Source organism: Bradyrhizobium sp. WSM471 (genome assembly GCF_000244915.1).
GTDB lineage: Bacteria > Pseudomonadota > Alphaproteobacteria > Rhizobiales > Xanthobacteraceae > Bradyrhizobium.
In genome coordinates, this window is sequence record NZ_CM001442.1 from 6,511,914 (window position 1) to 6,528,477 (window position 16,564).

General features: G+C 64.6%; 16 protein-coding genes and 1 tRNA gene. 9 read left to right on the forward strand and 8 right to left on the reverse strand.

What is annotated here, in order from left to right; genetic code table 11:
• Positions 1-130: 130 nt before the first annotated feature.
• The 5 genes from BRA471DRAFT_RS29660 to mnmA form a co-directional block, all read right to left on the reverse strand.
• Positions 131-1,012, reverse strand: a complete 882-nt coding sequence (locus tag BRA471DRAFT_RS29660; protein WP_007614057.1) for a hypothetical protein — start codon at positions 1,010-1,012, stop codon at positions 131-133.
• Positions 1,013-1,161: 149 nt separating this feature from the next.
• Positions 1,162-1,238: transfer RNA gene (locus BRA471DRAFT_RS29665), tRNA-Met, on the reverse strand.
• 241 nt (positions 1,239-1,479) lie between these two features.
• The gene (locus BRA471DRAFT_RS29670) at positions 1,480-1,836 is read right to left on the reverse strand and encodes a hypothetical protein (protein ID WP_007614058.1); all 357 of its coding nucleotides are present in this window, start codon (positions 1,834-1,836) and stop codon (positions 1,480-1,482) included.
• Positions 1,837-1,880: 44 nt separating this feature from the next.
• On the reverse strand, positions 1,881-2,519 hold the full coding sequence (locus tag BRA471DRAFT_RS29675) for a class I SAM-dependent methyltransferase (protein ID WP_007614059.1): 639 nt from the start codon (positions 2,517-2,519) through the stop codon (positions 1,881-1,883).
• A 246-nt stretch (positions 2,520-2,765) separates the two neighbouring features.
• The gene (gene mnmA / locus BRA471DRAFT_RS29685; protein WP_007614060.1) at positions 2,766-3,947 is read right to left on the reverse strand and encodes a tRNA 2-thiouridine(34) synthase MnmA; all 1,182 of its coding nucleotides are present in this window, start codon (positions 3,945-3,947) and stop codon (positions 2,766-2,768) included.
• A 210-nt stretch (positions 3,948-4,157) separates the two neighbouring features.
• On the opposite strand from mnmA, the gene BRA471DRAFT_RS29690 reads away from it, so the two are divergent.
• The 9 genes from BRA471DRAFT_RS29690 (at position 4,158) to BRA471DRAFT_RS29730 (ending at position 14,116) form a co-directional block, all read left to right on the forward strand.
• Positions 4,158-5,954 (forward strand): flagellar hook-length control protein FliK, encoded by a 1,797-nt coding sequence (locus BRA471DRAFT_RS29690; RefSeq protein WP_007614065.1) that lies wholly within the window; start codon positions 4,158-4,160, stop codon positions 5,952-5,954.
• 13 nt (positions 5,955-5,967) lie between these two features.
• Positions 5,968-6,675 (forward strand): flagellar hook assembly protein FlgD, encoded by a 708-nt coding sequence (locus BRA471DRAFT_RS29695; protein ID WP_007614067.1) that lies wholly within the window; start codon positions 5,968-5,970, stop codon positions 6,673-6,675.
• 367 nt (positions 6,676-7,042) lie between these two features.
• Complete coding sequence (locus BRA471DRAFT_RS29700) at positions 7,043-7,318, forward strand: DUF1153 domain-containing protein (protein ID WP_002714638.1); 276 nt, start codon at positions 7,043-7,045, stop codon at positions 7,316-7,318.
• A 192-nt stretch (positions 7,319-7,510) separates the two neighbouring features.
• Complete coding sequence (gene fliF / locus BRA471DRAFT_RS29705; RefSeq protein WP_007614075.1) at positions 7,511-9,118, forward strand: flagellar basal-body MS-ring/collar protein FliF; 1,608 nt, start codon at positions 7,511-7,513, stop codon at positions 9,116-9,118.
• A gap of 17 nt (positions 9,119-9,135) precedes the next feature.
• Positions 9,136-10,227, forward strand: coding sequence for a flagellar motor switch protein FliG (gene fliG / locus BRA471DRAFT_RS29710; protein ID WP_007614076.1), 1,092 nt, complete (start codon positions 9,136-9,138; stop codon positions 10,225-10,227).
• Entirely contained in the window at positions 10,227-10,847 is a 621-nt protein-coding gene (locus BRA471DRAFT_RS29715) for a FliH/SctL family protein (RefSeq protein ID WP_007614077.1), read from the forward strand. Before fliG ends, BRA471DRAFT_RS29715 begins: the two co-directional genes overlap by 1 nt.
• Before the next feature lie 3 nt (positions 10,848-10,850).
• On the forward strand, positions 10,851-11,201 hold the full coding sequence (gene fliN / locus BRA471DRAFT_RS29720; RefSeq protein WP_007614079.1) for a flagellar motor switch protein FliN: 351 nt from the start codon (positions 10,851-10,853) through the stop codon (positions 11,199-11,201).
• A gap of 44 nt (positions 11,202-11,245) precedes the next feature.
• Positions 11,246-12,631 carry a sigma-54-dependent Fis family transcriptional regulator gene (locus BRA471DRAFT_RS29725; protein ID WP_007614080.1) on the forward strand — a complete coding sequence of 462 codons (1,386 nt, stop codon included), beginning with the start codon at positions 11,246-11,248 and terminating at the stop codon, positions 12,629-12,631.
• 336 nt (positions 12,632-12,967) lie between these two features.
• A complete protein-coding gene (locus BRA471DRAFT_RS29730) occupies positions 12,968-14,116 on the forward strand; it encodes a M20 family metallopeptidase (protein ID WP_007614082.1) in 1,149 nt (382 codons plus the stop codon).
• A gap of 114 nt (positions 14,117-14,230) precedes the next feature.
• Here the strand turns inward: BRA471DRAFT_RS29730 and BRA471DRAFT_RS38545 are convergent, their stop codons facing one another.
• The 3 genes from BRA471DRAFT_RS38545 to BRA471DRAFT_RS29745 all read right to left on the reverse strand — a co-directional run bounded on the left by BRA471DRAFT_RS38545 (position 14,231) and on the right by BRA471DRAFT_RS29745 (position 16,487).
• Positions 14,231-14,389, reverse strand: coding sequence for a hypothetical protein (locus BRA471DRAFT_RS38545; RefSeq protein WP_156526979.1), 159 nt, complete (start codon positions 14,387-14,389; stop codon positions 14,231-14,233).
• 95 nt (positions 14,390-14,484) lie between these two features.
• A complete protein-coding gene (locus BRA471DRAFT_RS29740) occupies positions 14,485-15,066 on the reverse strand; it encodes a flavin reductase family protein (protein WP_007614087.1) in 582 nt (193 codons plus the stop codon).
• A 254-nt stretch (positions 15,067-15,320) separates the two neighbouring features.
• Complete coding sequence (locus BRA471DRAFT_RS29745; RefSeq protein ID WP_088931426.1) at positions 15,321-16,487, reverse strand: cytochrome P450; 1,167 nt, start codon at positions 16,485-16,487, stop codon at positions 15,321-15,323.
• Positions 16,488-16,564 lie beyond the last annotated feature (77 nt).

The following is a 16,564-nucleotide window of genomic DNA, read 5'->3' on the forward strand; positions in this document are numbered from 1 at the left end:
TCGCGGTTTTACCTAGAAACGATCCAGTGCGTGGAATGAATAGAGCAAAGTAACCACACCGAGTCTTGTACGCCGATGAAACAATGATGAGGTCGCGTATGTATCCACGAGTCCAGACTATCGACCGACATTAATCGGCGCTGTCTTTGCTCCGCCCTCCCTTACGCTTTGCAATCGGCAGCAATCCTTCTGCAGGACGTACAATTCCCTGAACTTTCGCATCCTTCAAATTCAGAAGGCCGGCTCCCGGTCTGGCGCCCGTTTTTGCAGCCTTCCTCACTGCAACCATAACATCTTCGACCCTGAAACCTTCTTTAGTCGGTGCAATAGCTATAGCATCAAACGTAACAAGGGGCTCACCGGATGGGCCGTCTGCAGGAAGCTTCACGAAGTCTTCTAGTGTGTCCTCATTCAGAAGGTCGTGCATACCTTCGCCATGTGGAAACAGACGTTTGGGTGGCCTCGCGCGAATAACCTCCAATTTTGCCAAATCGTCGCTTGAAAATGGCGCGTGGAAATCGTTGTAGAAAATGAGCGGCTGTTTTCTCACTCGCATCTGGAAATGATAATGAGGATGTTTGGCTTCCTGGCTTGTCGGATGACCCGCAAAGTCGCTATCTGAACAAGAAAATGACCACTCGAAATCTTCATAAACGATGGTGCTAGCCAGCATTTTCCCATCAGCTTCGATAGGTAGGTCGTTTATGTTGATCGCGAACTCACTTTCATTTGCAACCCAACGCAGAAAATTTTGAAGGTCGAGATAGCCAAAACGCTCAGACAATTTTTTAAAGAAGCGTTTCTTGAAGCCCGGCGGGTTGAGCAACCAGTGAGGGCAAGGCTGCGTCACATCGAAATGCTTCAAAGGATGATTGCAGAGATAACAATCACCGACCTGAAAGGCAGCCTGAAATCGACCATGCTCGGCATCCGCATGCTGAATGACCGCTATTGGCACCTCGGCCAAAAGATTCTTGAGATGATCGCGCTTTTGGGCCTGGTTACCGCTCACGACGAATCCAGCGAATATTTAAGTCCTCGCGGATATTAGCGGTTTGCACGTCTAGTTGCATCAAATGACTGAAACACGCAAAATTAGCGTGCTCAGTTGTTGCGATGCAAACTAGGCGAATGCGACGTCGGGGAGTTGCAGAGAACATTTGGTAGCGGGAGAGGGACTCGAACCCCCGACCCCAGGATTATGATTCCCGTGCTCTAACCAGCTGAGCTACCCCGCCACAGGGTCGCGAGGGCCGAAACAGGCCGATCTCGCGAACGCGCGGCATATAAGGAAGGGGGCGGCGGGCTGTCAAGCTAAGGTCGCCGGCTTCTGTTCGGGCCGATTTGGCGCGGGAATCGCGCCACTCAAGCACCGGACTCGCGGAGAGTCCCCCTCACCCGGAATCCGCGCGTCGCGCGGATTCCGGCCTCTCCCCGCAGGCGGGGGGAGGCGAAGAAGCGCGGATGCGCGACTATTCGTTATTTCGGCCGCACCGTCGGGTCGCCGCCGGGGCTGCCGGGGGGCGGGATGACGGGCATGGCGCCGTTCGTGCTGGGCGCCGGGGCGTGCATCTCGGGGTCGACGCCGGAGGGCGGGCAGAGCACACCGTCCGATTTGGCCAGTTTGTCGCCGAGCGTTTCCCGGGACTGGCCGGTGGTGGTGCCGTCGGCCGAGCGGTTCGGGCGGTCCTGCGGCGTGCAATTGGTGGCGTGCTGCGGGGATGGCGGCGCGGTTTGTTGCGGCGGCGTCGCCGGGGCGGGCGGGGCCTGCGCGATCGCGCTGCCGGAGGCGGCGATCAGGAGGCTGGCCAGAATGACGTTCGATGTGGTGCGCATGGAAGGGAAACGCGCGGGTGCTGCCGCGTGTTCCGCGCCCCCGATCACGATTTGAGGTAGCGGATCAGCGAAAAGTGCCCCATCGGCGGCATCGGGCGGCGCTCGGCCAGCGTGACGCCGCCGTGTTTTGCGGCCCAGTCGACCAGGCGGGCCCACGGAAACTCGGGGCGCCAGCCGAGACGGCGGGCCAAGGGCGCAAACGCGAGCTCGGAGAGTTTGCGCAAACCCTTTTCCGCGCCGATGTGGTTGACCAGGATCAGCTCGCCGCCGGGCTTCAAGACGCGGACGAACTCGTCGAGCGTGCCTTCGGGATCGGGCACCGCGGTGATGACGTATTGCGCGACCACCGCGTCGAAGAAGTTTTCGGGGAAGGCGAGGTTTTTGGCGTCCATCACCGAGAGCACTTCGACATTGGAGAGCCGCAAGCTCCGCACGCGCGATTGCGCCTTGCGCAGCATCGGCTCGGAGATATCGACGCCGCAGATCTTCGTGGTGCGCGCATAATCAGAGAGCGACAGCCCGGTGCCGACGCCGACGTCGAGGATGCGGCCGCCGATGCGGTCGGCCTCGGCGATGGTCGACTGCCTTCCGGCGTCGAACACCTTGCCGAACACGAGATCGTAGACCGGCGCCCAGCGGCCATAGGCCTTCTCGACCCCGGCCCGCGAGATGTCTGCTGCCATGCCCCCTGCCCTGCTTGAATTCTATGGAGAGTTGATCATTGGTGAAATCGAAGTCAGCCCAGCGCGCGGTCTGGCGCCTCTCCCGCTTGCGGGAGAGGTCGGCACGCTCGCAAGAGCGTGGCGGGTGAGGGCTTTATCCGCTCGCGAGATATCGCGGGTGGAGAGAGCCCTCGCCCCAACCCTCTCCCGCAGGCGGGAGAGGGGGCGCACTTCCGGCGTCGCGAGAGTGCGGTCCGATCTCATGGATTAGCCGCGGACCGCTTCTGCGAGCGGCCTCGTCGTGCTGCTTGCGGCCTTCGCGGCGGCGCTTTGAATGAAGCCGCCGCCGAGCACGCGGGCCTGGCCACTGGCTGCGTCGTAAAACACGCAGGCCTGCCCCGGCGAAACGCCCTCTTCGCCGGCGACGAGCTCGACCTCGTAATGGCCATTGGCGCCGCGCAGCCACGCCGGCTGGGGCGCGCGGGTCGAGCGCACGCGCACGAACATTTCGAGGCCATCGCCGATGGCGCGGTCGATGTCGCCATCGCCGATCCAGTTGACGTCGCGCAACACGATGCGGTGCATCTTCAGCGCCTCGCGCGGGCCGACGACGACGCGGCGGTTGGCGGCCTCCAGCCGCACCACGAACAGCGGCGCGGCGGCTGCGATGCCGAGGCCGCGGCGCTGGCCGATGGTGAAATTGGCGATGCCGTTGTGCCGGCCAAGGACACGGCCGTCGAGATCGACGATGTCGCCGGGGTCCATCGCGTTCGGCCGCAGGCGGGTGATGATATCGGTGTAGCGCCCGGTGGGCACGAAGCAGATGTCCTGGCTGTCGTGCTTGTCGGCGACCGCGAGGCCGAAGCGCCGCGCCAGCTCGCGCGTCTCGGGCTTGGTCATGTCGCCCAGCGGAAAGCGCAGATAATCGAGCTGCTCCTGCGTGGTCGCGAACAGGAAGTAGCTCTGGTCGCGATCGGCGTCGGCGGCACACACCAGCGCGCGCGAGCCGTCGTCGCGGCGGCGCGAGGCGACGTAATGGCCGGTGGCGAGCGCGGTGGCGCCGAGTTCGCGCGCGGTCTTCAGGAGGTCGCGGAACTTGACCGAGCGGTTGCACTCGATGCACGGCACCGGCGTCTCGCCGAGCGCGTAGCTGTCGGCGAAATTGTCGATGACGGATTCGCGAAAGCGGTCCTCATAGTCGAGCACGTAATGGGGAATGCCGAGCTTGGCGGCGACGTCGCGGGCGTCGTGGATGTCCTGGCCGGCGCAGCAGGCGCCCTTGCGATGGGTCGCCGCACCATGGTCGTAGAGCTGCAGCGTGATGCCGACGACGTCGTAGCCTTCCGCCTTCAAGAGCGCAGCCGTCGTCGATGAATCGACGCCGCCCGACATGGCAACGACGACCCTGGTATCCTCAGGACGGCCTTCGAGATCCAGACTGTTGAGCATGGGCCTTAAAGCGTTGTGACGGCGGCGTTCGGCGATCCGCTGGGTGCTTCCGGCGGGACAAAGGCAATCCCCGGGAACCGAGAGTTCCCGAAGGGCGCGGCCTGCCCGGTCGAAAGCGGTTGAGAGCTGTCTCTTTAATATAGGCGGCCTTCCGGTGAAGCAATCACGGACCCCGCAAGGTTTACGGCAATTCTTGCCGGGGAGGCAGAAATGGCGGGGCTTCGGGAGGCCCCGCGGCGGGGACGCCAAATCATTAAACCTCTGATTTTATTAGTTAAAATTACTCAGCGCGACGGTGGCCCGCTCCTTGCTCCCTCTCATGGCGAAGATGTTTCCAAGGGGTTGCCTGTGGTCGGTCGTACGTCAGATGTAGCGGCAAGCGTGCAAGTCCAGAGCGCGCAGCAAAAGCCTGCCCGGTCGCAAGCGCCGAAAGAGAGCTCCGCCAACGACTCCTTCGGCTCGCTGGTGGACAGCAACACCCAGGCGATCAGCGACAGCGCGGCGTCCTCCGCGCAGGACACCCCGCGCCGGACCGATTCATCGTCCGCCGCCTCGGACAAGAGCCCGCGCGATCGCTCAGTGAGCGACAAGTCCTCGCAGAGCAAGGCCAGCGACGACACCGACAAATCCGCGTCCGCCAAAAACGACGCCAAGAACGACGCGAAGAGCGACGCCAGGAACGACGCCAAGAGCGACTCGACCGCCGATGCGGCCAAGGCTGATAGCAAGACCAAGGACAAGCCGAAGGCGTCCGACGCCAAATCGGCCGACAAGTCTGCGGACAAGTCGGACCAGACCAAGGCGGACAAGGCCGACGGCACCGATGGCCTCGCGGCCGCCGTCGATACCGCCGCCGCCGCGCAGATCGACGCGGCGCAGGCCGCCTTACCCGATCCGAACGCACTCGTGGTGGCCGTGCCGGTCGATCCGAACGCGGCCGCAAACCAGACCGCCGGCTCCGCCTCCTCGCCGCTGACGATCGCCGCCGCCGGCATCGCCGCCAGCGCATCCATCACGGCGCAGATCGCCGGCCCCAAGACCGACACCGCGACGCCGGGCGACAAGAGCGCCAAGACCGCGAGCGCCAAGGTCGATGCCGACACCTCGGCGACGCTGGCCGATGCCGCGACCGGGACGACCGATTCGACCGCGACCGACGCCAAGACCAATGGCGGCCTGATCGCCGCCGCCGACCAGGGCACGCCAAAAACGTCGTTCAAGGCCGCAGCCATCGCGCAAGGCGCGAGCGACGTTTCCAATATCGGCCAGGACACCGGCAAGGCGAACGCCGCGCAGACCCCGGCGACGGCAGCGTCCGCCAACACGGCGCATCCGCACGCCGACAAGCCGACAATCGATGCGAATGCAGCCGACGCCAAGGCTGGGACTTCCGACCGCACGGCCGATGCGGCACCGGCCACGGCCACGACGCATGCCCATGCGGGCACGCAGGCCGCTGTCCCCACCACCGACACAAGCGCGCAGGCGGCCTCTGCCATTCAAGCGCCGCTGACCAACACGACATCGGCCGCGACCGCTTCGACCGCGACGCTCACGGCGACCGCGGCGAATGCCAACGCCATTCCGATCAGCGGCGTGCCGATCGAAATTGCCGCCGCCGCGCGCGCGGGCAAGACCCGGTTCGACATCAGCCTCGATCCGCTCGACCTCGGCCGCATCGACGTCCGCATCAATGTCGACCGCAACGGACAGGTCACTTCGCATCTCACCGTCGAGAAGCCGGAGACGCTGCAGATGCTGCGGCAGGACGCGCCGCAATTGCAGCGCGCGCTCGACGATGCCGGCCTCAAGACCGGAAGCAACGGGCTGTCCTTCAGCCTGCGCGACCAGAATTCATCGGGCCAGAACTCCGGCCAGAACAACGACAATGGCGGCAATGCCCGCCGGCTGATCGTCAGCGACGAGGACGCAGTTCCCGCGGCCCCGGTCGGGCGCAGCTACGGCCGCATGCTCGGATCGAGCAGCGGCGTCGACATCAGAGTGTGAGGAGTATTCGATCATGACCACCACGAATGCCGCCACCGCCCCGTCCGTCGTCTCGGGCACGACCGACCTGCCGAAATCCTCGTCGAACCCGAGCCTGGGCTCGAGCACCGGCGCGACGCTGGCCGGCAACTTCCAGACCTTCCTGACGCTGCTGACGACGCAGCTGCAGAACCAGAACCCGCTCGATCCGCTCGACACCAACCAGTTCACGCAGCAGCTGGTGCAGTTCGCCGGCGTCGAACAGCAGCTCAAGACCAACGACTCGCTGTCCCAACTCGTTACCCTGCAACAGACCACGCAGGCGACCCAGGCGCTCGGCTTCGTCGGCAAGACCGCCCTGGTCGACGGCACCACCGGGACCATGACGAATTCGTCGGCAACCTGGCATCTCAACGTGCCGAGCGACGCCACGGTCGACATCACCATCGCCAATGCGAGCGGCCAGACCGTGTTCACCGGCAAATACACCGCCGGCGCCGGCACCGACGTTCCGTTCACCTGGAACGGCCAGGGCAATGACGGCACGCAATGGCCCGACGGCAAGTACACGATCTCGGCCACGGGCAAGGACGTCGCCAACAACAATGTCGGCATCGCCGCGCAGGTGCAGGGCGTCGTGTCATCCGTGGACCTGACCCAGTCGCCGCCGCTGCTGACCATCGACGGCGCCAGCTACACGCTGAGCCAGGTCAAGAGCATCATCGCGACGGCCAGCAATTGAAGGCGGCGCGCGAACCACATTCCGCGTCGTCCTGGCGAAAGCCAGGACCCATAGCCACCGAAAGTCGTTTTGGTTCGAGGACGTGACCCCGAGTCGTCGCCAAACTTCGCGCTGGGGTAATGGGTCCTGGCGTTCGCCAGGACGACAATTGGGCCTTGCAGCGCCGCGCGCAGGCCTCGTTCGTTAGTAAAGTATTTACGAACACCCCCCTCGGCCCGCCTGGACGCACCGTCCCGCCGGTCGAGTCGGCTGCGTTCCAGCCATTTTCAACGAGAATTGTATTGAAGCCTTAGGCTTAGCGGATTTTTAAGCCGGCGGGCGTACGGTTCCTGAGTGAGTTCAGTGGTTGAGAGTTTGTGAGTACGCCATGACAGAACCCCATCGCCCGAGGGTAAAATACGTCATCGGGCCGGACGGTAGTCCGTTGACGATTGCGGATCTGCCTGCACCCGGCACCAAACGCTGGGTCATCCGCCGCAAGGCCGAGGTCGTCGCCGCAGTCCGTGGCGGTCTTCTCTCCCTCGAGGAGGCCTGCAGCCGTTATACGCTGACGGTTGACGAATTCCTCTCCTGGCAGTTTTCGATCGACCAGCATGGTCTGGCGGGACTTCGCACCACCCGTATCCAACAATATCGCCAGTAGGCAATCCGGAAATCTGCGGCTTTTGACGAAAATCGGCCTCGCCTTGCGAGGCCGATTTTTTTCATGTTTCGTTTTGGCGCGACTTTTGTCGCAGCTCTTAACCTTCGTTAACCATATCGAAACCATCACCTAGGCAATAATTGCCCAGTCGGCCTTTCCTGTGAAAGCAGCCGAATCTGTCGGGGCGGTTGCTTGCAAGGTCTTGCGGACTTTCTGAAGGGTATCGGAGCCGCCCGGTTCGGGGCGATGATCGCGGTCACCGCCGCGCTCGTCGGCTTTTTCGCGTTCGTCATCATGCGCGTCACCACGCCGCAGATGACGACGCTGTTCACCGATCTCAGCGTCGAGGACTCCTCGGGCATCATCAAGGACCTGGAGCGCCAGGGCATCCAGTTCGAGCTGCGCAACGAGGGCACCATCATCATGGTGCCCAAGGACAAGGTCACCCGCCTGCGGATGAAGCTCGCCGAGGGCGGCCTGCCCAAGGGCGGCGGCGTCGGCTACGAGGTGTTCGACAAGTCGGATGCGCTCGGCACCACCTCTTTCGTCCAGAACATCAACCATCTCCGCGCACTGGAGGGCGAGCTCGCCCGCACCATCCGCGCCATCGACCGCATCCAGGCCGCCCGCGTCCATCTGGTGTTGCCCGAGCGCCCGCTGTTCTCGCGCGAGGCGCCGGAGCCGTCGGCCTCGATCGTGGTGCGGGTCCGCGGCGCGCTGGAAGCCCAGCAGATCCGCGCCATCCGCCACCTCGTCGCCTCGGCCGTGAACGGGTTGAAGCCGCAGCGGGTCTCGATCGTCGACGAGACCGGGCAGCTGCTCGCCGACGGCGCCCAGACCGATCCGGAGCAGGCGATGGGCGACGAGCGCCGCACCGCCTTCGAGAAGCGGATGCGCAAGCAGGTCGAGGACATCGTCTCCTCCGTGGTGGGCACGGGGCGCGCCCGGGTTCAGCTCTCCGCCGATTTCGACTTCAACAAGATCACCCAGACCTCGGACAAGTACGATCCCGAAGGCCGCGTGCTGCGCTCGAGCCAGACCCGCGAAGAGCAGAGCATGACCGCCGACAACAACGGCCAGGTCACCGTCAACAACGAGTTGCCGGGCAACCAGCAGAACGGCGGCGTCGCGGCCAAGGACCAGAGCAAGAAGAGCGAAGAGACCAACAATTACGAGATCTCCCGCACCACCAAGACCGAGGTGACCGAGGCCGGCCGGGTCAACCGCATCTCGGTCGCGGTGCTGGTCGACGGCATCTACTCCAAGAACGACAAGGGCGATCTGGCCTACCAGGACCGCACCAAGGAGCAGCTCGACCGCATCGCCACGCTGGTGCGCTCGGCGATCGGCTTCGACCAGAAGCGCGGCGACCAGGTCGAGGTCGTCAATCTGCGCTTTGCCGACGCCCCCTCCACCACCCCAATCGCGGAGCCGAGCGGCTTGCTCGGCATGCTCCAGTTCACCAAGGACGACGTCATGTACTTCGTCGAGCTCGGCGTGATGATGCTGCTCGGCCTGGTGGTGCTGTTCCTGGTGGTCCGGCCGCTGGTCAAGCGCATCCTGGCATCCGACGAAGTCGCAGCCGCCATCTCCGGCGCCCTGACCGGCCCGGCGAGCGACGAGGCCGCGCCCGCCAGCCAGCCGCTCCTGCCGAGTGGCGCTGCGAGCGCGATCGACGTCGCCACCGTCCAGGGCCAGGTCCATGCCCAATCCGTCCATCGCGTCGGCGAACTCGCCGAGCGCAATCCCAACGAGACCGTCGCCATCATCCGCCAATGGCTGACCGAACCCGCGAAATAATCGAGAAGTGATCTGACATGGCCGCAGCCCTGCAAAACGCCAATTCCAACGACATCACCAGCGTGATCTCCACGCTCGGTCAGCGTGCCGTCGGCCGCGCGGGCGCCAAGACCGAAGCAGTACCGGGGCCGAAGCGCGCCGCGATCCTGATGCTGGCGCTCGGGGAGCAATATGGCGGCAAGATCTGGGGCTTGCTCGACGATGACGAGGTGCGCCAGCTCTCGCTGGAGATGTCGACGCTCGGCACCGTCGAGGTCGACACCGTGGAGGACATGCTGCTCGAGTTCGTCTCGCGAATGTCGGCCTCCGGCGCGCTGATGGGCAATTTCGACGCCACCGAGCGGCTGCTCCAGCAATATCTGGCCCCCGAGCGCGTCAACGGCATCATGGACGAAATCCGCGGCCCCGCCGGCCGTAACATGTGGGAGAAGCTCTCCAACGTGCAGGAAGAGGTGCTCGCCAACTATCTCAAGAACGAATATCCGCAGACCATCGCGGTCGTGCTGTCGAAGCTGAAGCCGGAACACGCCGCGCGCGTGCTCGGCATCTTCCCGGAGGATCTGGCGCTCGACGTCGTCAACCGCATGCTGAAGATGGAGGCGGTGCAGAAGGAGGTGATCGAGAGCGTGGAGAAGACGCTGCGCACCGAATTCATGTCCAATTTGTCGCAGACCCGCCGACGCGACGCCCACGAGGTGATGGCGGAAATCTTCAACAATTTCGACCGCCAGACCGAAACCCGCTTCATCACTTCGCTGGAAGAGGACAATCGCGAATCGGCCGAGCGCATCAAGGCGTTGATGTTCACCTTCGACGACCTCGTGAAGCTGGATTCCGGCTCCGCCCAGACCCTGATGCGCAACGTCGACAAGGACAAGCTCGGCGTCGCGCTCAAGAGCGCCAACGAGGACGTCCGCAACTTCTTCTTCGGCAACATGTCCTCGCGTGCGGCAAAAATGCTCCAGGACGACATGGCGGCGATGGGTCCGGTCCGCTTGCGCGACGTCGACGAGGCCCAGGCGCTGCTGGTCAACCTGGCCAAGGATCTCGCCGCCAAGGGCGAGATCATGCTGACCAAGAACCGCGCCGACGACGAGCTGGTGTACTGATGGCAGCTCCGGCAAAATTCCTGTTCGACAACGACTTCGCGGCGCCCGACCGGACGCGCGAGAAGGCCGCAACCGCGGCCGAGATCGCCCAGAAGGTCGCGGAAGCCGAGGCGCGCGCCTATCAGGACGGCTTCGCCGCAGGCCAGCGCGAGGCCAAGGCCGAGAGCGACCGCCGTGTCGCGCTTGCCATGGAAGAGATCAACATCGCCATCCGGGGCATCGCTTCGGGCATCGGCAACATCGAATCCAAGATGGAGACCGAGGCGGTCGACGTTGCGGTCGCGGTGGCGCGCAAGCTGTGCGCCGATCTGGTCGCCGCCGAGCCGCTCGGCGAGATCGTCGCGCTGGTCAAGGATTGCTTTTCGCATCTGGTCGCGACGCCGCATCTCGTCGTCCGCATCAACGACGCGCTCTACGATGCCGCTCGCGAGAACATCGAGCGGCTGGCCAGGCAGAACGGCTTCGAAGGCCGGCTGGTGATTCTGGCCGAGCCCGAGATTGCCACCGGCGACTGCCGGATCGAATGGGCCGATGGCGGCGTCGTGCTGGAGCGCGCCGCCATCGCGGCCAAGATCGACGAAATGGTGGGACGCTACGTTGCGTCCCGCAGGGGGAGTTAAATCATGAGCGACACTGACGGACAGGTCCCGCTGCCCGATCTCAACGGCCCGATGCCGCCTGCCGGCACCGACGTCGGCTACAACGAGGACGAATACGCGACGCGCGCCGCCGCCGACCTCGAGGCCGTGTTCGACGTGCCGGTCCAGGTTTCGGCCGTGCTCGGCCGCTCCAAGATGGACGTCAGCGAGCTGTTGAAGCTCGGACCCGGGACCGTGCTCGAGCTTGACCGGCGCGTCGGCGAGGCCATCGACATCTACGTCAACAACAAGCTGGTTGCCCGCGGCGAAGTCGTCCTGGTCGAGGACAAGCTCGGCGTGACCATGACCGAAATCATCAAGACTGAACGCGCCTAAAGCGACGACGCGCGGCAGCGCGACCAGACGGACAGGAGACTGACATGCGGCTTCTCATCGTTGGCACATTGAAGGGCCAGCTCACCACCGCCACCAAGATCGCGATGGCGAACGGCGCCACCGTAACCCACGCCGAGGATCACGATCAGGCGATGCGCGTGCTGCGCGGCGGCAAGGGTGCCGACCTGCTGCTGGTCGACGTCGCCCTCGACATCCGCGATCTCGTGATGCGGCTCGAGGCCGAGCACATCCACGCGCCGATCGTCGCCTGCGGCATCACCAACGACGCCCGCGCCGCGGTTGCCGCGATCCACGCCGGCGCCAAGGAATACATCCCGCTGCCGCCGGACCCGGAGCTGATCGCGGCGGTGCTGGCTGCCGTCGCCAACGATTCCCGCGAGCTGGTCTATCGCGACGAGGCGATGGCCAAGGTGATCAAGCTCGCGCAGCAGATCGCGGGCTCGGACGCTTCGGTGATGATCACCGGCGAATCCGGGACAGGCAAGGAAGTGCTGGCTCGCTACGTCCACACCCGCTCGGCCCGCGCCAAGCGTCCGTTCATCTCAATCAACTGCGCTGCGATCCCCGAGCATCTGCTGGAGTCCGAGCTGTTCGGCCACGAGAAGGGCGCCTTCACCGGCGCGATCGCCCGCCGCATCGGCAAGTTCGAGGAGGCAACCGGCGGCACGTTGCTGCTCGACGAAATCTCGGAGATGGACGTCCGCCTGCAATCGAAACTGCTCCGCGCCATCCAGGAGCGCGTGATCGACCGTGTCGGCGGCACCAAGCCCGTCCCGGTGGACATCCGCATCATCGCGACTTCGAACCGCAACCTGGTGGACGCGGTGCGCGAAGGCACGTTCCGCGAGGACCTGTTGTTCCGGCTCAACGTCGTGAATCTGAAGATCCCGCCCCTGCGCGAGCGTCCCCTCGACATTCTCGAGCTCGCCCAGCACTTCGTGAAGAAATACGCCGAAGCCAACGGCGTGCCGATGCGCCCGATCTCGGCGGAAGCGCGGCGCGTGCTCTCCACCAACCGCTGGCAGGGCAACGTCCGCGAACTCGAAAACACCATGCACCGGTCGGTCCTGATGGCGCAGGGCGACGAGATCGGTGCCGATGCGATCCTCACGCCCGACGGCGACCGCCTCGACCTCGCCAAGACCGCGCCGGCCGTGGCGCATGCCACCATGGCCGCCGAGCAGGTGACGCGGGCGCTGGTCGGCCGCACCGTCGCCGACGTCGAGCGCGACCTGATCCTGGAGACGCTGAAGCACTGCCTCGGCAACCGGACCCATGCCGCCAATATCCTGGGCATCTCGATCCGCACGCTCCGCAACAAGCTCAACGAATATTCCGACGGCGGCATTCCGATTACGCCAGCCGGCACGCCGGGCGAATATCCACGCATGCCGATGGTGGGGGCGTAGACGCTCTACCCTGATTGAGAGAATGCGAATGCCCGGGCTCGTCCCGGGCATTTTTGTTGGTGAAGTGCAGACAGCCTCCAGACTCTCGATGTCGTCCTGGCGAAAGCCAGGACCCGTTACTCCAAGGAGGAGTTTGGCGAAGATTCGTCATTCGGTACTCCTACCGCCCTCCCTCGACAGTTTCCGCGGTATGGGTCCTGGCTTTCGCCAGGACGACGTTGGGGAGGCAGCGTGGATCAAAACCCGCAGACTGCGACATGGCCGCACCGCGTTCTCCGACTAGGTCGCGACAGCGCCAGGCCCTATAAGCGCCACCGAGGACCACGTGAGGGTAAAATGTCTCAAGCTCAAATCACGGATTGGCTGGCGACGCAGCGGCAGGCGATGATCGACCTGCTGCGCGATGTCGTGAACATCGATTCCGGATCCTATGACAAGGAAGGCGTCGATGCGGTCGGGGCGCGGTTCGAGCGGCATTTCGCCGAGCACGGCATTCCGTTCCGGCGCGAAAGCCACGCTACTTTCGGCGATGCGATCCACGCCGAGGTGGCAAAGCCCGGCAGCAACGAGAAGCCGGTGCTGTTGATGGGACATCGCGACACCGTGTTCGGCAAGGGCGAGGCCGGACGGCGTCCGTTCACGATTCAAGACAAGCGCGCCTATGGTCCCGGTGTTGCCGACATGAAGTCCGGCGTCGTCATGAACATATTCGTGGCAACCGCCTTCCACAAATTCGGCGGCAACCCGCACCCGATCAAGCTGCTGATCACCTCGGACGAGGAGATCGGTTCGCCCTCCTCGCGGCCGGTGATCGAGCGCGAAGGACGCGCCGCGCGCGCCGTGTTCAACTCCGAGCCGGGCCGCCCGACCGGCAATATCGTCACGGGACGCAAGGGCGGCATCTTCATGCATGTCGCCATCACCGGCAAAGCCGCGCATTCCGGCGCCAATTTCGCCGCCGGCGTCAGCGCGATCGGCGAGCTCGCGCACAAGATCGTGCATATCCACGCGCTGACCGATCTCGACAAGGGCATTACGCTCAATGTCGGCCTCGTCTCGGGCGGGCAGTCCGTCAACACCACGGCGCCTTACGCGGAAGGGCAGATCGACCTGCGTTATGTCGATCCGGCGGATCGCGCGAGGGTGATGGCCGCGATCGAGACCATCATCGCGACGTCCTACGTGCCCGGCACCAGCGCAACGCTGACGGTCAAGGGCGAGTTCGTGCCGGTGGTGCAGAGCGCCGATTCAAAGGCACTGTTCGAGAATTATCAGGCCGCAGCAAAGCAGGCCGGTCTCACCACGCTCGAAGGCGAGTTCTCCGGCGGCTGCGCCGATTCCGGCTTCACCGCCGCGGTGGGAACGCCGACCATCTGTGGCCTCGGCCCGGTCGGCGGGCTCGCGCACACGCCGGAGGAATATCTCGAGCTCGACAGCATCGTGCCGCGCGCGCAGGCGCTGGCGCTGGCGATCTTGCGGGGGTAGTCGTCACGCACTCTGCCGTCATGCCCGGGCTTGTCCCGGGCATCCACGTCTCTCGGGAATGGCGGCTGCGCGTGGATGGCCGGGTCAAGCCCGGCCATGACGAGGAGAGAGCCGTTACGAATAGCTCGGCGCATCCGGCCTGCGAAAGATCTGGATGGGGTCGCCCGGCACGATCGGATGGCCGCTGAACATCGCATAGGCGTAGAGCGCGAGATAGGCGATCGCAATCGCGCCGACCGCGTAGAAGGCCCAGGTCGCGACGCGTTTCATCATTGCGCTCCATTGCTGTCCCGGCGGGAGGCTCAGGCAGCGCTTCTAGAGCGATGAGGGCGAAAAGGCCAGCCTGGACGGTCTGTGGCCGGCGGCGATCAAATGCCGCGGCGGACGTGGGTGGGAACGCTGACGTCCGCAAGCCTGACCGCGTCTTCGTCCTGATCCACCGCCACATACTGACCGTGCCAATAGGCCAGCGCTGCGTTGCGGGTCGAATTCCTGACGTCTCGCACCCGCCCGATGATGATCCCATGCGAATGGCGCTCGATGATCTCCTCGACTTCGCAATCGACGGCCGACAATGCGCCAACCAGCAGCGGAACACCCGAGACCGCGGTCACCCATCTGGCGCCCGCGAAACGATCGGCGCCCTTGAGCCCGCCCTTGCCGGCAAAGCGCTCGGCGATGTCGAGCTGATCGGCCGCGAGGATGTTCACGCCGAAGGCACCGTGGCGGCGGATCAGCGGGAAGGAGGAGGCGTCGCGGTTGATGCTGACGATCAGCGTCGGCGGATCGACCGAGAACGAGCTGACCGAGGTGACCGTCATGCCGGTGATGTCCTTGCCCCGTCCGGCGGTGATGACACTGACCCCGCCGGTGAGATGGCGCATGGCGCCGCGGAAATCAGCAGGCGAGACGGCATTTTCGGTCATGAGATCGCGGGGCACTACATTCATGGCATCGTCCCCAAGCGGGGGTCCCTCTCTATCTAGGTACGATCGTCCGCCGACAAAAGGTGGCTCAGGATCGAGCCTTCGAGGCCCGCGACCCGACCGAGAGATTAAAAAATCGCGAAAACAACCCCATGCACAGTAGCCGGGGCGTGGGAAAACAATGACTTACGCTTATCCGAAATCAACTTGACTCGTCGGGCAAAACAGGAGCAGGATGGCATCATGGCGGCGTTGCGGATGGACCGGTCCTTGCCGGGCTAATGCAGCCACCTCACGGGCAGATTTTGCAGCCCGCGGAACGCCCAGCCGCCGACCCGCACCGGTTCGTCGTCGGCGATCTCGAGCCGGCTGGCACGGGCGAACAAGGTCGGCAGTGCGACGTCGGCAATCATGGCACGCGAGGCCCAGGCGCCGGCGCAGAAATGCGGACCGGCGCCGAATGCGACGCTCTTGGCCGTATCACGCCGCACGTCGAACTGGTCGGCGCGCTCAAAGTGCTTCTCGTCGCGATTGGCGGAGCCGAACATGAGGAATACGCGCTCATCAGTTTCGAACACGACGTCGCGGATGGTCCACGGCTTTGCGATGCGTCGCGGCGACATGCCGATCGGCGAGATCCAGCGGGCATATTCCTCGAAGGCCTGGAGCCAGGTCACCTCGCCCTGGCGCACGAGATCGAGCTGGTCGGGATGGGTCAGCAGCGCCCAAACCGTGCCGGCGATCGCCTTGCGCGGCTCGTTCTGGCCGCCTGATATCGCGAGTTTGACATTGGCGCGCACGCTCTCCATCGCCATGCCCGAGGCGAGGAGCACGCCGAGGATGCTCTGGTCGGGATGCTTGCGCATCACCGGCAGGATGTCGTCGATGGCGGCATCGATTCCCGACGTTGCCGCATGGCAGCGCGCCTCGACGGCTGCGTCGCCGCTGTAATTGGCGATGCCCTCGATCATGCCCTGTGACCAGGCGTCCATATCCGCAAAGCCGATATTGGTGAGGCCGGTAATCGATTTCAGGCATTCGCCGGAGAACGGCAACGCGAAGTCGCGCATGAAATCGATACGTCCGGGCTCGATCGCGTCGATGATGCGATCGGCATGGGCCTGGAACAGCGCGGCCCAATGCGCCTTCACCGTCTTCGGCGACACCGTTGGAAACATCGCGCGGCGCTCGACCTGGTGCGCTTCGCCGTCCTTGCGCATCATGTTGTGGCCCATCAGCCGGTTCATCAGGCCCGCGGGCTGGTGCGAGGAGAACACGTCGATCTGCTTCTCGGAGATGGAGATATCGTCGCGGCTCGTCAGCAGCGTCGAGCCGAGCTGCGGCACGAACGCGATCGGCGCCTCCTTGCGCATCTTGGCGAGCATCGGATAGGGGTCGGCCCAGAATGCGGCCGGGTCGATGTCGATGCGCGGCGCCGTGCTCAAGCTTCGCTCCATTGCTGTTCACCGCCAAGGCTAGCGGCTTCAGGAGGCGCCGTCTGTCCCCAGCGATTGGGACAGCT

Excerpts from the sequence above, each read along its gene's own strand:
- BRA471DRAFT_RS29725 (WP_007614080.1), top strand. The coding sequence starts at position 11,246 with ATGCGGCTTCTCATCGTTGGCACATTGAAGGGCCAGCTCACCACCGCC.
- fliN (WP_007614079.1), top strand. The coding sequence starts at position 10,851 with ATGAGCGACACTGACGGACAGGTCCCGCTGCCCGATCTCAACGGCCCG.
- BRA471DRAFT_RS29690 (WP_007614065.1), top strand. The coding sequence starts at position 4,158 with ATGGCGGGGCTTCGGGAGGCCCCGCGGCGGGGACGCCAAATCATTAAA.
- BRA471DRAFT_RS29730 (WP_007614082.1), top strand. The coding sequence starts at position 12,968 with ATGTCTCAAGCTCAAATCACGGATTGGCTGGCGACGCAGCGGCAGGCG.
- BRA471DRAFT_RS29740 (WP_007614087.1), bottom strand. The coding sequence starts at position 15,066 with ATGAATGTAGTGCCCCGCGATCTCATGACCGAAAATGCCGTCTCGCCT.
- BRA471DRAFT_RS29670 (WP_007614058.1), bottom strand. The coding sequence starts at position 1,836 with ATGCGCACCACATCGAACGTCATTCTGGCCAGCCTCCTGATCGCCGCC.
- BRA471DRAFT_RS29715 (WP_007614077.1), top strand. The coding sequence starts at position 10,227 with ATGGCAGCTCCGGCAAAATTCCTGTTCGACAACGACTTCGCGGCGCCC.
- fliG (WP_007614076.1), top strand. The coding sequence starts at position 9,136 with ATGGCCGCAGCCCTGCAAAACGCCAATTCCAACGACATCACCAGCGTG.
- BRA471DRAFT_RS29675 (WP_007614059.1), bottom strand. The coding sequence starts at position 2,519 with ATGGCAGCAGACATCTCGCGGGCCGGGGTCGAGAAGGCCTATGGCCGC.
- BRA471DRAFT_RS38545 (WP_156526979.1), bottom strand. The coding sequence starts at position 14,389 with ATGATGAAACGCGTCGCGACCTGGGCCTTCTACGCGGTCGGCGCGATT.
- BRA471DRAFT_RS29700 (WP_002714638.1), top strand. The coding sequence starts at position 7,043 with ATGACAGAACCCCATCGCCCGAGGGTAAAATACGTCATCGGGCCGGAC.
- mnmA (WP_007614060.1), bottom strand. The coding sequence starts at position 3,947 with ATGCTCAACAGTCTGGATCTCGAAGGCCGTCCTGAGGATACCAGGGTC.
- BRA471DRAFT_RS29695 (WP_007614067.1), top strand. The coding sequence starts at position 5,968 with ATGACCACCACGAATGCCGCCACCGCCCCGTCCGTCGTCTCGGGCACG.